This window comes from Planococcus sp. CPCC 101016, assembly GCF_007859295.1.
GTDB lineage: Bacteria > Bacillota > Bacilli > Bacillales_A > Planococcaceae > Planococcus.
Genome location: NZ_VOHB01000002.1, coordinates 363556 through 377868 on the forward strand (window position 1 = coordinate 363556; position 14313 = coordinate 377868).

Consider the following 14313-nt stretch of genomic DNA (forward strand, 5'->3'; position numbering starts at 1 on the left):
GTATGTCGCAGATTGAAGTAATCGCAGTAAAAAAACAGTTATTTATAAACGGGGAATGGGTGGAGGCGAAAACGTATAAGCCTTTGTATTCTCCTTACAGCAATGAAGAAATTGCGCAAGTCGCTTCTGCAACAGCGGAAGATGTAGACCTGGCGATTGCCGCCGCCTTTAAGGCAACGGACACAATGGCGGAGATGCCTGCCCATGAACGCGCTGAAATTTTGGAAAATGTCGCGAAAATACTAGGAGAACGTGCAGATGAAGCGGCTGGCATTATTGCAAGGGAAGCGGCCAAGCCTATAAAGACAGCCCGCGCAGAAGTCGACCGGACGGTTGCGACATATAAGTTCGCAGCTGAAGAAGCAAAACGTATTCACGGGGAAACGATTCCGATGGATGCTGCTGCAGGGGGAGAGAACCGAATCGCCTATACGGTCCGGGAACCTTTAGGGGTAATTGGAGCCATTACGCCTTTCAACTTTCCAATGAACCTGGTTGCCCATAAAGTGGGGCCGGCAATTGCTTCCGGAAATACCGTCGTGCTGAAACCAGCGGGACAAACTCCTTTATCTTCCCTATTTTTAGCAGAAGTGTTTAAAGAAGCCGGATTGCCGGCCGGTGCATTGAATGTGGTCACGGGAAGCGGTGCGGTGATCGGTGAAGTATTAGTAAAAGATGACCGGGTAAAGAAAATCTCCTTCACCGGAAGCCCGGCTGTCGGTATAGGCATTCGCAATAAAGCTGGATTGAAACGTGTAACCTTGGAGCTTGGTTCAAACGCAGCTGTCATTATTGATAAAGGAATCGATCTCGATAAAATTATCGCCCGCTGTGTGGCAGGAGCGTTTGCTTTTCAAGGACAAGTTTGCATCTCGCTGCAGCGGGCCTATATCCATGAAGATCTGTATGAAGAGTTTATTGAAAAAATGGTCGAAGCTACAAAACGTCTGAAACTCGGCGATCCGCAGGATTCATCCACCGATGTCTCTGCGTTGATCAGCAAAAAAGATGTAGAACGTGCGCTTGCGTGGATTGAAGAAGCGAAGCAAGGCGGAGCAACAGTTGCGGCAGGAGGCAAGGCAGAAGGGAACATCCTTCATCCGACTATACTGACGGGGGTCGATGCGGAGCTGAAAGTGTCTTGCCAGGAAGTATTTGCACCGATCATTGTTATAAACAAAGTAGCGTCAGTAGAAGAAGCTATTAGCCAAGTGAATGATTCACGCTATGGTTTGCAGGCGGGAATTTATACAGAAAACATCCATACAGCGTTGACGGCTACAAAGAAACTGCATGTTGGCGGCGTGATGGTCAATGATATTCCGACATTCCGTGTCGATCACATGCCATACGGGGGAGTAAAGGAAAGCGGCGTTGGACGTGAAGGCGTCAAATACGCAATTGAAGAAATGACAGAACTCAAGCTCGTTGTCTTTAACCAAAACTACTAAATTAGGGGTGAACAGGATGATTATTGGCATACCGAAAGAAATTAAAAACAACGAAAACCGTGTCGGAACGACACCTGCAGGAGTAACAGCATTTAAAAATAATGGTCATGAAGTCTGGATTCAAACGAATGCCGGAGCAGGCAGCGGTTTTACCGATGAGGAATACCAAGCTGCTGGTGCGAAAATTGTCAGCACGGCAGAAGAGGCATGGTCAGCGGAAATGGTGATCAAAGTAAAAGAGCCGGTGGCTGAGGAATATCGCAATTTCCGCGAAGGCCAGATTCTCTATACCTATCTGCACTTAGCACCAGAACCGGAATTGACCAAAGCGCTTGTCGACAAGAAAGTGACAGCTATCGCTTATGAGACGATTCAACTTGATAACGGGGCACTTCCGCTTCTGACGCCGATGAGTGAAGTTGCGGGACGGATGTCAGTTCAAATCGGTGCGCAATTCCTGGAGAATCCAAAAGGAGGAAGAGGCGTCCTGTTAGGCGGCGTTCCTGGAGTGGCTCCCGGCAATGTAGTCATCATCGGGGGCGGCATCGTTGGAACCAATGCTGCAAAAATGGCCGTCGGGCTAGGGGCGAACGTAACGATTCTTGATGTCAACATGGACCGGCTGCGCCAGCTTGATGACCAATTCAATGGACGGTTGAAGACTTTGGCTTCAAACAGCTTGAACATTGCCAATGCCGTAAAAGAAGCCGATTTATTGGTAGGGGCCGTTTTGATTCCAGGTGCCCGCGCGCCGATGCTTGTCACCGAGGAAATGGTCAAAACCATGCAGCCGGGAGCCGTTATTGTGGATGTGGCAATCGATCAGGGCGGTTCCATTGAAACGGTTGATCATATTACGACGCACAGCAATCCAACCTATGTGAAACACGAAGTACTGCACTATTCTGTAGCCAATATGCCAGGGGCAGTGGCTCGTACTTCTACCCTAGCTTTGACGAATGCAACAATCCCTTACGGTGTGCAAATTGCCAATAAAGGCTATAAACAAGCAGCATTGGACAATCAAGCAATTGCCAAAGGAATCAATGTGGTTGATGGGAAAGTCACTTATAAGGCAGTAGCTGAAGCACATAATTATCCGTACACTGAAGTAGAGAAAAATCTGATGGCGACTGTAGCTGCAGTTTAATACGGATTGGATTTCGTAAAGCCGCCTTTAACAGCTGGGGTGGCACCAAAAATTAATCCGGACAAATAGAAAACAGACAATTCCTTTGAGGATTGTCTGTTTTAGCATTGGAAATGCAAAATCAAAAACGTGTAGGTTTCATCAGGTGTAAGATAAAAATGAATAGCCTATGCTTTTTTTCCTTGTTTAACATACAACAAAGTGATTTTAAAACATATATTTAATAATTTTAAGTAAAAGTTGCTGATGTATATTATTATAAAATTAACAATATTTTATAAGGAGTTGATGACATTGCAACTAGAAGTCAGCATCAAGCAAAACCTAGCCTTAAAAATGTCACAGGAAATGCAGCAATCGCTGCAAGTTTTACAGATGTCGGCAGTGGAATTACAAGCCTGCTTAGCAGAGAAAGTGTCAGAAAATCCTTTATTGAATATTGAGTATCAAGATTACCAAGTCGACTTCAAAAAGATTGAAAAGATGGTTTTACTAAAAAATCAGCCGGCTTCAAGCAATTCAACTAAAGGAAAAACCGAAGGTTATTTAGATGCGAAGAGACCATTGAATCCTGAAATTAATGATATCGAAACATACTTAGTGGAACAAATCCCTTTTAATACTTGTTTGAGCTGCACCGAAAAAAAGATGCTGCTCTATTACATCAATAATTTAAATGAATCCGGCTACATGGATATTTCTATAGAAGATGCAGCAGAAAGCTTCGGAGTCGAGAGAGAGACGGCAGAAGATGTACTGCAGTTGCTTCAAACGTTCGAGCCAGCTGGGATTGGCGCCAGAAATCTGAAAGAATGCTTGTTGATTCAGATTGCGCAGACCCATTCAGCATCCAGTTTGCCTTATCGAATCGTTGATCAATATTTAAACGATTTGGCAGAAGGTGCTTTGAAAAAAATAGCGGGCGCTTGCGGAGAATCTAAAACGGAAATCCAGAATGCTGTGGATTACATCAGATCCCTTAAACCGAAACCGTTGCAGGAGCTGGTCCATGAGGCAGTTGAATACATCATTCCGGATATCATCGTCAATGAAGTGGAAGGGGAATGGATTGTCAGCATCAACAGACGTCATATTCCGTCTGTGTCTATCAGTGACTATTACTCGCAAATGATAAAAGAGTGTGACATTCAAACAAAGGAATACTTAAAAGCGAATTTAAAAGATGCCAGCATATTAATCCAAGGCTTGGAACAACGGGATAAAACCTTGTATCGATTAGCCAGGTTACTAGTAGAAGTGCAATCGAGCTTTTTCGAAAAAGGAAAAGCGGGTCTTAAACCCATGCGGCTAAAAGATGCAGCAGAGCTGCTTGAAGTACACGAATCCACTATCAGCAGAGCGGTCAAAAACAAATATATTCAAACACCATGTGGAATTTTCAGCATCCAAACGCTTTTTGCCAAAGGTTTAGTGAATAAGGAAGGCGAAATGGAATCCACAGCTCAGATTAAGGCAAAGATAAAAGAGATTATACAGTCTGAAGATCGCAAAAAGCCATATTCTGACCAAAATCTTGTGGCTCTGCTGCAAAAAGAAAATATTCAAATATCCAGAAGAACCGTAGCGAAATACAGGGAAGAATTATTGATCAGCAACTCAGCGAAGAGAATCCGTTACGGTTGAGCCTGGCGATTTGGATAAATTCAAACCAAAAGAAGGCAAAAGATTGATGAGTGGAAATTCATTAGTCTTCTGTCTTCTTTTTTTAGAATGCCTTTGTTTAATTGAGAGTTCAAAGGGTGATGTTTAATTGCTTGCTGAGCCGCTGCAATTCGCTGTTGACATATTCTTCACTATAATCAAAACCGATGATGGCAATGATATGGCCATTTTCATCGTAAAGGGGGGCGATGCTGCTCTTCCAAATCCCGTATTCATCTTCGTATAAAGGCGTAACGCCACTCTTTCCTTTGAATGCTTCGTAAATAACTTTCATCACTTCAGGCGGTCCGATATATTCTTCGCCAGGGTTAATGACGAAATCATCCGAAGCGGCAACGTGCATAACCTTTCCATCGGCTTGCATCTGAAAAACAAATACCCATTTGATTCCGCCTTCTTGCTGGTGTATGGCAGTGAACTTTTGGGAAAGAGGAGCTCGCAACGCAGCATTGCTCGTGTCTTTTACGGCGTTTCTCACTTCTTCAGGAGAAATGGCCACTGCTGTGACGATGGTGATGGATCGTAAATGTTTGTTTAATTGTTCTTCTAAAATCCGGCGTTTACTGAGCTGGCTGTTTCCGCTCTTTTGCATATCCCTAATTTTTTTATATTTTCTGCTCATTGTCGGTTGACTGATTCCAAGAATATTTGAAGCCAATTTTACAGATTTGTATTGTTCCATCGCCATTGTGATCAATTCCTCTTCTACCATTTCTACGGCTTCTTGCAGCGGCATCAATTGGTTGATCATGGGACTGGATACCCGGGATGGAATTGTTGGAGGGATGATCTGTTCTATCAATGAACTGGTAATAATGGATGTATTGGAAAGAACCATAAGGCGGTCTACTGTATTTTCCAATTCTCGAATATTCCCGTGCCACGGCTGTAAGCATAGATAATCCAATGCATCTGGAGAAAAACTGACTTGTTTATGATAACGGACGTTAAGTTTTTGGATGAAGTGCTGGACAAGAGAAGGAATTTCTTCGACCCGATCACGTAAGGGCGGAATCATTATCGGCACTACATTTAATCGGTAATAGAGATCTGCCCGAAATTCTCCCTTTGCTACAGCTTCTTCAAGGGGTTTATTGGTAGCTGCAACGACTTGTATATCTACTGGATAGGACTTGCTGCTGCCGATAGGCGTAATTACCCGTTCTTCAAGCGCCCTTAAAATCTTGACCTGGAGCGACAGAGGCAGTTCAGCAACTTCATCCAGAAATAAGATTCCTGTATGGGCTTGGCGAAATTTCCCTTCGACTCCGCCTTTTTTGGCTCCTGTAAAGGCCCCGTCGACAAATCCGAATAATTCACTTTCCAACAAATTCTCTGGGATGGCTCCGCAGTTAATGGAAACGAATGGTTTGTCAGAGCGGCTGCCTATTTGATGAATTGTTTTTGCCGCCATTTCTTTGCCGACTCCTGATTCCCCGAGCAACAGAACGGTCACTCCAACTGCTGCTACTTTTTTCAATTTAGAAGCAACTTCTTCCATTGGCTGGCTGTTGACGATAAAGGAGGATGTAAAATCAGTACGCTCATGATTTTCTGCTTCTATATAAGGGGGGATGAGGTGGGTGTAGGCAAAGTAAAAATGATTTTTTTCTTTAAAAACAGTTGTCAGGACATCAATCCCCATCCATGTGGTCTGCCGATAAACTTGTTTCTTAAAATCTTTATTTAATTGAGAGTAGATTCCTTCGGTAAACAATTTGGTCTCCAACTCTTCTATATTCTTATATCTGGATATATTAGCGAACAAAGGGTCATCATTTCCATCCGTGGAACAGACAATACCCTCATCAGTGGTCACAATCAAGTAATCATAAAGGTGAAGTAAAATAGATTTCCATTCCATATGCATTGCTCCTATTCGATATTTCAGAATTGAATAATAATTTCATTTTTGAATTCCATCACATAGAACCCAATGTGAAAACAGTTATTTAAAGCGCTTTCATAGTTGGCACGCTTCTTGCTATATAATCTATATACGTTTGAAAATTTTGAAAAATGGAGGGATACCAATGAACGAACTGAGTAAATACGAGCAAAATCTTCAATCTGACGACCCATTTATTCGAGGCATGTATGAAGACTTAGAAAAAAGAATCCAAGATTACGAACATAGCGAAAATGACAGAACTGAACAGGTCCAGTGGAAAGATACTATCGGTGTATTAACGGTAATGAGCCTGATCATCATCTTTTTTGCCGCTACAGTCATATAAAGCTTAGAATACCACGCAAAAAGTATTTTACCAATACTAGAAAATGACAACTGATAAAGGAGTGAATTCAATGCCAAAACAAACATCGGCTGTAACAAATGACGTTGCTTTCGGATTTTTGCCCACCGACAAAAAAGGACGGATCTTCAGTTTCTGGGATTTAATACTCGTGCAAGTAGTTATCGGGTTATCAGCTTTTGGACTTCTGACTGGCGCTTATACAGGGAGCATGCTTGGGTCATCAGAATCCTTGGCAGCCGTACTCTTCGGAAATGCGTTTCCCATGTTTTTAATCGCTCCGATCATCTTATTCTTTGCCAGGTATGGCATTGATACATTCATCGGTTTTCGCAGTTCTCTAGGCTATAAAGGAGCTCAAGCTTTTTTCTTCATCTTTTTGGCTTTGACTCTTGGCTACATAGCAATTGCTTTATTCATGGCCGGCGAGGCTTTAGTAGAAGTAGCTGTATGGCTTGGATTGCCTGCTCTTTTTACCAGCCCCGGAACAGGAACACCGTTTTTTGCAATATTCTTGTTCGCGCTTGCTTTTCTCGTGACGGTGCGCGGACCAGCAGCCATCCGGAAATTTAATCTTTTTGCGGTTCCGGCTTTCATTATTTTTTTAGTGGGGCTTTTAGGAATCATTGTGTTTGGGCAACATATTCCGGCATTATCTTCTTTGCTTCCGGCAGAACCGTTTGAAACAAACTCTCGCTCACTGGCAATCGCTCTTGAGATTAACATCGGATTAGGATTTTCATGGCTGCCTTATCTGGGGCAGTACAGCAGGCTTGCTAAAAAAGAAAGCAGCGCATTCAAAGCCGGCTTCTACAGTTACGGCGTTATCGTTGCTTTAGCGGCGATCGTTGGAGCGCTTGCGACATTAATCGCTGGTTCACTGGCTCCTGCAAGTTGGATGATGGCAATTGCGGGGACGTACGGGGGACTGATTGGCTTGCTATTGCTCACAGTGGCCAACTTAGGGGCAGCGATTTTCCTTATGTATTCACAAGCAGTCAGCTTTAAAACCTTATTCCCGAAAAGAACCTGGTTATTTTCAATGGGGACGACGATTCCCGCGGTTTTGCTGTTGTTAAGTGCTACATTCTACAACGCTTTTGGGTCTTTCATTGCTGTTGTTTCGTTTATCATGGCAAGCCTTGGAGGAATTATTATCGCAGATTACTTTTTTGTTAAAAAACAAAAGATCTCTCTGAGACATCTCTACGATACACAGGGAGCATATACGTATTGGAAGGGAATAAACCCATCTGCCCTTGTCGCGATCGGAGTCAGTATTCTGGTTTACTGGGGATTGTATAATCCGCTGACGTTCAACTCGAGCAATCTGTTTCTATACATGTCAGCAGGCATCCCGACCTACTTTGCTGCATTGATATCTTATTATGTGTCAGCCAAATATATTTTTAAATACGAAGTCGATCAGGCCGGCAGCCGCATTGTCCAAGAGTCTAAAGAACCGGCAGCTGCCTTAATCTCGAAAGGGGAAATTTAATATGTTCACACAAAAACTGGATTTCAAAACGACTGATTTAACTACTTTTCCATTTCCGTTCACGTCAGGGAATTACCGTTATTCCAATGACTTAAAGAAGTTACAAAATATAAACTGTGTGGAAATCACTCCAGAGTATGAATTGCAGATCAAAGCCAAAAGACGTTTATTGGATGAACAGCCGGAAGTTCGTTTTCAATCTTTTCCACACACGCATGAAATGCAGTGGGAAGTTCTTGAAATGTTGGTTGATATGGCAGTCAGCCGTTACCCGCAACACTTTGAAGTAGAAAAAGACGGAAAAAATTGGACATTCAAAAACAATATATTAGCAGAAGAGGAATCGTTTGTTTTTGGGGACTCCACAACACTGAAATTAGAGCCTTTTGATTATATTGGACGCCATTTCCACAATGATTTTGTTTTGATGGTACAGCGTGACGATAATTATTACTTGGAAGTTGGACAAGTATCTTATGCGGCTTTATTTTCAGCTCATTGGAATAAAGGAATGAGTTTCAACGAAATCCATGCGCCGGTTCCGTTCGTCTCCCGAAAAGGAGACCAAATGGCCGAACGCATCCGCCAATTCCTGCACTCTATCGAAGCTGGCGAACCGTGGACACGCATTAACTGGAACTTGATGGCCAATCGTTGGGATGTCAACTACGAAACGATGGATGTCTGGGAACCGGAGAGAAGTTTGATTACCGCTGAAAATGCCGGTGAACTTGTCCGCCTTCGTGTAGAAGAGCAGAAGTTTTACCGTATGCCAAGAAGCAATGCCATTTTATTTGTTTTGAATACACAATTTCTGCCGATGGAGGATTTGAAATTACGCCAGGAATGGTTTGATTTAACCTACAGCGTTTTGCAGGATATCCCGGAACCGATGGCAGAGTACAAAGGGATTGCGCCTTATTTGCCGCAAACAGTTGAATATTTGCGAAGAGAAGATGAAAAAATAAAAGCAAGTAAAGAAAGTGAAGCGTAAAGGAGAGGATTCTATGTACAGCCGTCCGGTATTATTCGATCAATCCCCTACATTAGCCGAAAATTTTTCCCTTCTGCAAGGGCGAACAAAGATTGCTGTATTGTTCGACGAAACTGGCAGAGAGCAGGCTGAAGGCATATTAGAGACAGCGAATACCATTCCGGCAGAGTCGCTGCTGGTTTCAGAGGACACTCCCGATCAGAAGGTCAGTGAATTTGTAGCTTCTCAAAAAATGGGTACTCAATTATGCATCGTCGCTCAATGGGATACGGCTTACCGTTTATTTTCGCTGACTGTTGAAGAAGGTGCATCAGAAGAGGAAATTCAAACATTTATAATAGGCCAAAAAAAGCGGTTTGTTTATTGCATGAAATGCTTCAGTACTAATGAAATTGCAGGCGAAGCATCAGCGGTGCAATGCCAATGCAGTGCTCACTTGGAAGTAGGGCCATTCTTTTCGAAAGTAAGAAAAGGCTATATTGGCTATCCATTTATACCTGTCGAACAACGACAAACAGTGGGGAGTTGAGAAAGATGAGAGTCGCAGGAAATATTCAAGTGGAAGTTGTTCAAATCATACAAGAAACAGAGTTCGTGAAACGATTCCGGTTCGCTCCTACTGATAATTTATTATTGCCGGCATTTGCGGGAGGAGCTCATATAAAAACATTTTTGCAAAAAGAAGAAGAAATTTTAGAGCGGGCTTATTCTCTTGTGAGTCCACCCCAAGAGCGGAATTTTTATGAAATAGCAATCAGGAAAGATGATTATTCAACGGGCGGATCTCTTTATTGGCATGAAGAAGTTGAAGTCGGTATGGTGCTTGAGATCAGCTTTCCGAGAAATCATTTTGCCTTAAGCTATCAAGCGAAGCATCATGTTTTTTATGCAGCAGGCATAGGGATTACTCCATTTTTAACAATGGCAAAAGATTTGGAGGAGTGGCAGACCTTTGAACTCCATTACACTGCACGCACTTCAGAACAATGTGCATTTTTCAAGGAGTTAAAAGAAATTTATGGTGACCGCTGCCATTTTTATTTTTCCCGCAGCGATGAACCTCAAAAGATGTCGCCGACTTCCATGCTGAATCATCGCATCGGCACGCATGTCTATTTCTGCGGTCCGGTAAATATGGTGAAAGAGTACCGGGATGCTGCCGCATCCTACGGATATCCGGCTAAAGCCATTCATTTCGAGCTATTTTCAAGTGCTCAGGACAACGGTCCAAAAAATGCGTTTATGGTCGAGCTGATCGACAGCGACAGAACTTTGCATGTGAGTGAAGATGAAACCTTGCTGGAAGCGTTGTTGAAAGCAGGGATTGAAGCGCCATACGCCTGTAAGATAGGCGGCTGCGGAAGTTGTGAGTTGGAAGTGGCAGAAGGTGAAGTTCTTCACAAGGATGTGTTCTTGACGGAAGAAGATCGAAAGAACCGAAACTCTATTTTGGCATGCTGTTCACGCGCCAAAAACGAAAAAATAGCGATTAAAATTTAATCTTAAGAAGGAGGAAATGATATGACAGTATTAACAAGTGTATTGGAACTTAAAAATTACATTAATGGTGAATGGCAGTTAGCAGCATCAGGAGATACGTGCGTTGTCATCAATCCTGCAAACCAGGAAGTGATTGCACATGCGCCGCGCTCGAGTAAGGAAGAAACAGAAGAGGCGATTCAGGCTGCGCGTGACTCATTTGAAAGTGGGATTTGGGCAGGCAAAACAACCCATGAGCGAGCGGCTGTCTTGAATGCGATTGCTGACAAAATTGATGAGCGTGCAGAAGAGTTAACGGTGTTGGAAACAATGGATAACGGCAAACGCAAAGAAGAAGCCGGGTTTGATATCGCTGATGCAGCCACATGCTTCCGTTATTACGCGGGTATGATTATGCATCCTGAAGGGGAAACTTACCAAGTGCCTGATAATGTCCAGGCAATGGTGGTAAAAGAACCGGTAGGGGTGGCAGGCTTGATCGTTCCGTGGAACTTCCCTCTCCTAATGAGCGTTTGGAAAATTGCACCTGCACTGGCAGCCGGCAACTCCATTGTCTATAAACCGGCAGAAGTGACACCTGTCACAGCGATGAAACTGTTTGAAATTATGGAAGAAGTCGGAGTTCCTAAAGGTGTAGCGAATATGGTCTTGGGCCGCGGTTCAGTTATCGGCCAAACAATTGCAGAAAGCATGGATGTAGATGTTGTGTCTTTCACTGGAAGCACAGAAGTAGGACGCGGAATTATGCGCGCTGCGGCTGGCAACTTGAAGAAAATTTCACTTGAACTGGGTGGGAAATCACCGAATATCGTTTTTGCGGATGCTGATTTTGAGACGGCGGTAGACTATGGATTATTCGGAATCTTCTTCGGTGCAGGCCAAGTATGTTCGTCAGGCAGCCGGATTTTAGTGGAAGAAAGCATTTATGATGAATACGTGAAGCGATATGTGGAACGTGCCAATAAAATCAAAGTTGGACCTGGCTTGGAAGAGGGCATTGATGTAGGGGCAATTGTTAGTGAAGCACAAATGAACAGTATTTTAAACTACATTGAAATCGGCAAAGAAGAAGGCGCGACATTAGCGGCTGGCGGTTATCGCTTAACTGAAAATGGCCTCGATAAAGGCTTTTTCATCAAGCCTACTGTTTTCACAGACGTTACCAATGACATGCGTATTGTCAGAGAAGAGATTTTCGGCCCGGTTGTCACCATTCAGAAATTTAGTACGGAAGAAGAAGCAATCCGATTGGCGAATGACACAGACTACGGACTTGCAGGCGGTGTATTTTCCAATGACGGCGCAAAAGCCTTGCGGGTCATCAAGAAGATTCGAGCGGGTATAACGTGGATCAATGATTATCACCCAACCTACGTAGAAGCTCCATGGGGCGGATACAAACAAAGTGGAATTGGGAGAAGTTTAGGGAAGTATGGAATGGAAGATTTCCAAGAAACTAAGCAAATCAATACTAGACTGAATGTGGAGCCGGTTGGCTGGTTCCCAAGCTGAAGAAAATTGACGTAATCGAGGTCGGAGATTCTGCCGGCATTTCAAAAGAATGTTGGGAAGAAACGATAAAAAAAGAACTGCTGAGAAAGCAGTTCTTTTTTTATCGAACTAGCATGAATCGAACTCTTTACTACAAAGAGTTGTATATGAAAAAATATGCATTTTAATACATATAGTAAGAAGAAAAAAGAATAGGGGATTAGGGAGCACCGTAAATATTTGATGGGATTACTGAGCAATAAATCTGTAATTCCAATATGTAATTTGATAAGACATATTAAAAATTCTATTAAATATAAAAAATATCAAAAAACTTAATGCATCGTGTATAATAAAAAGAATAATTAGATTATACAGATATATTAAATTGACTTTAAGGAGGAATAACAATGAATAAAGATGAGAAATTGGAAGCATTTACGAAATTGCATGGACTAATTCTGTTTTACTCTGAATATAGAGATAGACCAGTGGAGAAAGATTATGATTTTTTCGGTGAAGTAAAAAATTGTTGTGAGATATTAGATTTAGATTATGAAGCAATAAAAAAAGAGTTTCAGTTAACCTGAATGGCCAGGTTGAGAAATTAGTAAATTCATTAATAGTTAGGAAGATAACCAATGGGTATTTCTTTAAGGAATGCGATGAAGTTAGGAAAGTTTCACGAATGTAAATTAGTGGCTGGGCAAGAAGGATTATCGCGAATAATTGAAAATGTGACAATTATGGAAGTGCCGGAAGTTGTTCAATGGTTAAATGGTAAAGAATTGATTTTAACTTCACTTTTTGCAATTAAAGATGACGTTAATGCGCAAAATACTTTAGTACAAAATCTTCATAGTGCAGGAGCTACGGCCTTAGCTATAAAGCCATCCCAATTTATCGAAAAAATTCCAAAAGAAATAATAGATAGTGGAAATAAGTTAGGGTTTCCCATCATAGAAATTCCTAATCACATAAAATACTTAGACATTCTTTCACCTGTTATGCATCATATATTTAACGACAAAGTCGTTCTACAAGAAGATTTAGAGCAAGCCAACAAAATATTGCATGAAGTTTCAATAAATGCTCAAAGTATTCAGGAGTTCTTGAATAATGTAAGTTATCTAACGAAAAACACTATTACAATAGAAAGTGATGTTTCCTATGTCTCTGTACCACAATCTCCTCAAAAAATATCAGCTCTGACCAAAGAGCAAATAAACGAACTTTCAATAATTGGACGGCCACTCCACTTAAAACGTAAATTTGGGGATAAGGTTCTTTCTACCATTGCGGCTCCCATTATGAATGATGGAGAGTATTTAGGAAATATAAGCTGTTGGGAAATCAACAATGATAATTTATCTATAGATTTAGCGATTTTAGAAAAAGCTTCTAGTTTGTTAGCGTTAGAGTTCTTAAAATTACAGGTGAAATATGAAGTTGAGCAGAGGTACAAAAGAGATTTTATTAGGGAATTATTGTTCAGTGAAAATATAAAGAAAAATAAAATTATTGAATGGGGAGATCAGTACCGCATTACGAGAGAAACAAAATATATTTGTTTATCTTTATACTTTTCAGGAAGCGACTCAACTGATGAAAAATTAATTCAAGCATTCGATTATAAGATAAATGCTGCTGTTCAAAAAATTCGTCCCTCGTCATTAATTGGTTATCTAAAAGGAAATGTCGTAATTATCTTTCCCGTTGAAGAAGGTGACACAAGAGAGGTTTACGAAGAGATTTATGCTGCTCTTTCTGAATATGCAAATCTTCCATCTCCTGTCTATCTTGGAATTGGGAGGGTTGGAAAAGGACCAGAAGGAATACAGGAGAGTTTTGTGCAAAGCGAAAAAGCTATAAATTTAAATCAGGCCTTGCGCAATGCCGAAGGTATTTTCCATTATGAAGATTTAGGCGCATACCGTTTGCTGGATCAATTGAGAGGCAGTAACGAATTAGAGAATTTTTATTCGGAAACGTTAGGAAAACTAATTGAACAAGACAATAAAAACGAATTAATTAAAACGATAAAAACGTATTTTCACCACAATGAAGTTTTAAAAAGCACTGCTGAATCACTATTTATCCACATAAATACTTTAAAGTATCGTATGAAAAAAATTGAAGATATAACAGGTTGTGATTTGAAAACTTCAGAAGGAAAGTTAAACTTTATTTTAGGATTAAAAATACATGAACTTCTTCATAAAGAAAAAAAACAAAGCTAGTTGCTGCGATTATTGTTGTTTTAGACAATTATTCGGCAACTTTTTTGTGTT

Annotated in this window: 12 protein-coding genes; 11 read left to right on the top strand and 1 reads right to left on the bottom strand. The window is 41.5% G+C overall.

Features of this window, described 5'->3' with window-relative positions; translation table 11 throughout:
- Positions 1-2: 2 nt before the first annotated feature.
- The 3 genes from FQV26_RS01705 to rpoN all read left to right on the top strand — a co-directional run bounded on the left by FQV26_RS01705 (position 3) and on the right by rpoN (position 4245).
- The gene (locus FQV26_RS01705; RefSeq protein ID WP_146555648.1) at positions 3-1451 is read left to right on the top strand and encodes an aldehyde dehydrogenase family protein; all 1449 of its coding nucleotides are present in this window, start codon (positions 3-5) and stop codon (positions 1449-1451) included.
- A gap of 16 nt (positions 1452-1467) precedes the next feature.
- Positions 1468-2601: an alanine dehydrogenase gene (ald, locus tag FQV26_RS01710; RefSeq protein ID WP_146555649.1), complete on the top strand. Its 1134-nt coding sequence runs from the start codon at positions 1468-1470 to the stop codon at positions 2599-2601.
- A 288-nt stretch (positions 2602-2889) separates the two neighbouring features.
- Positions 2890-4245: an RNA polymerase factor sigma-54 gene (rpoN, locus tag FQV26_RS01715; RefSeq protein ID WP_186759587.1), complete on the top strand. Its 1356-nt coding sequence runs from the start codon at positions 2890-2892 to the stop codon at positions 4243-4245.
- Positions 4246-4354: 109 nt separating this feature from the next.
- Here the strand turns inward: rpoN and FQV26_RS01720 are convergent, their stop codons facing one another.
- On the bottom strand, positions 4355-6148 hold the full coding sequence (locus FQV26_RS01720; protein ID WP_186759589.1) for a sigma-54 interaction domain-containing protein: 1794 nt from the start codon (positions 6146-6148) through the stop codon (positions 4355-4357).
- 169 nt (positions 6149-6317) lie between these two features.
- On the opposite strand from FQV26_RS01720, the gene FQV26_RS01725 reads away from it, so the two are divergent.
- The 8 genes from FQV26_RS01725 to FQV26_RS01760 all read left to right on the top strand — a co-directional run bounded on the left by FQV26_RS01725 (position 6318) and on the right by FQV26_RS01760 (position 14262).
- A complete protein-coding gene (locus tag FQV26_RS01725; protein ID WP_146555652.1) occupies positions 6318-6521 on the top strand; it encodes a hypothetical protein in 204 nt (67 codons plus the stop codon).
- Positions 6522-6591: 70 nt separating this feature from the next.
- The gene (locus FQV26_RS01730) at positions 6592-8037 is read left to right on the top strand and encodes a purine-cytosine permease family protein (protein ID WP_186759591.1); all 1446 of its coding nucleotides are present in this window, start codon (positions 6592-6594) and stop codon (positions 8035-8037) included.
- A gap of 1 nt (position 8038) precedes the next feature.
- Entirely contained in the window at positions 8039-9031 is a 993-nt protein-coding gene (locus FQV26_RS01735; RefSeq protein ID WP_146555654.1) for a heme-dependent oxidative N-demethylase family protein, read from the top strand.
- 13 nt (positions 9032-9044) lie between these two features.
- Positions 9045-9560, top strand: a complete 516-nt coding sequence (locus FQV26_RS01740; protein ID WP_146555655.1) for a hypothetical protein — start codon at positions 9045-9047, stop codon at positions 9558-9560.
- A gap of 5 nt (positions 9561-9565) precedes the next feature.
- Positions 9566-10531, top strand: a complete 966-nt coding sequence (locus tag FQV26_RS01745) for a PDR/VanB family oxidoreductase (protein WP_261384241.1) — start codon at positions 9566-9568, stop codon at positions 10529-10531.
- A gap of 21 nt (positions 10532-10552) precedes the next feature.
- Entirely contained in the window at positions 10553-12043 is a 1491-nt protein-coding gene (locus tag FQV26_RS01750; protein WP_146555656.1) for an aldehyde dehydrogenase family protein, read from the top strand.
- A 389-nt stretch (positions 12044-12432) separates the two neighbouring features.
- On the top strand, positions 12433-12612 hold the full coding sequence (locus tag FQV26_RS01755; RefSeq protein WP_146555657.1) for a hypothetical protein: 180 nt from the start codon (positions 12433-12435) through the stop codon (positions 12610-12612).
- Positions 12613-12663: 51 nt separating this feature from the next.
- On the top strand, positions 12664-14262 hold the full coding sequence (locus FQV26_RS01760) for a PucR family transcriptional regulator (RefSeq protein ID WP_146555658.1): 1599 nt from the start codon (positions 12664-12666) through the stop codon (positions 14260-14262).
- Positions 14263-14313: the final 51 nt, after the last annotated feature.

Coding starts and splice junctions, on each gene's coding strand:
- FQV26_RS01705 (WP_146555648.1), top strand. CDS start 3: ATGTCGCAGATTGAAGTAATCGCAGTAAAAAAACAGTTATTTATAAAC.
- ald (WP_146555649.1), top strand. CDS start 1,468: ATGATTATTGGCATACCGAAAGAAATTAAAAACAACGAAAACCGTGTC.
- rpoN (WP_186759587.1), top strand. CDS start 2,890: ATGACATTGCAACTAGAAGTCAGCATCAAGCAAAACCTAGCCTTAAAA.
- FQV26_RS01720 (WP_186759589.1), bottom strand. CDS start 6,148: ATGGAATGGAAATCTATTTTACTTCACCTTTATGATTACTTGATTGTG.
- FQV26_RS01725 (WP_146555652.1), top strand. CDS start 6,318: ATGAACGAACTGAGTAAATACGAGCAAAATCTTCAATCTGACGACCCA.
- FQV26_RS01730 (WP_186759591.1), top strand. CDS start 6,592: ATGCCAAAACAAACATCGGCTGTAACAAATGACGTTGCTTTCGGATTT.
- FQV26_RS01735 (WP_146555654.1), top strand. CDS start 8,039: ATGTTCACACAAAAACTGGATTTCAAAACGACTGATTTAACTACTTTT.
- FQV26_RS01740 (WP_146555655.1), top strand. CDS start 9,045: ATGTACAGCCGTCCGGTATTATTCGATCAATCCCCTACATTAGCCGAA.
- FQV26_RS01745 (WP_261384241.1), top strand. CDS start 9,566: ATGAGAGTCGCAGGAAATATTCAAGTGGAAGTTGTTCAAATCATACAA.
- FQV26_RS01750 (WP_146555656.1), top strand. CDS start 10,553: ATGACAGTATTAACAAGTGTATTGGAACTTAAAAATTACATTAATGGT.
- FQV26_RS01755 (WP_146555657.1), top strand. CDS start 12,433: ATGAATAAAGATGAGAAATTGGAAGCATTTACGAAATTGCATGGACTA.
- FQV26_RS01760 (WP_146555658.1), top strand. CDS start 12,664: ATGGGTATTTCTTTAAGGAATGCGATGAAGTTAGGAAAGTTTCACGAA.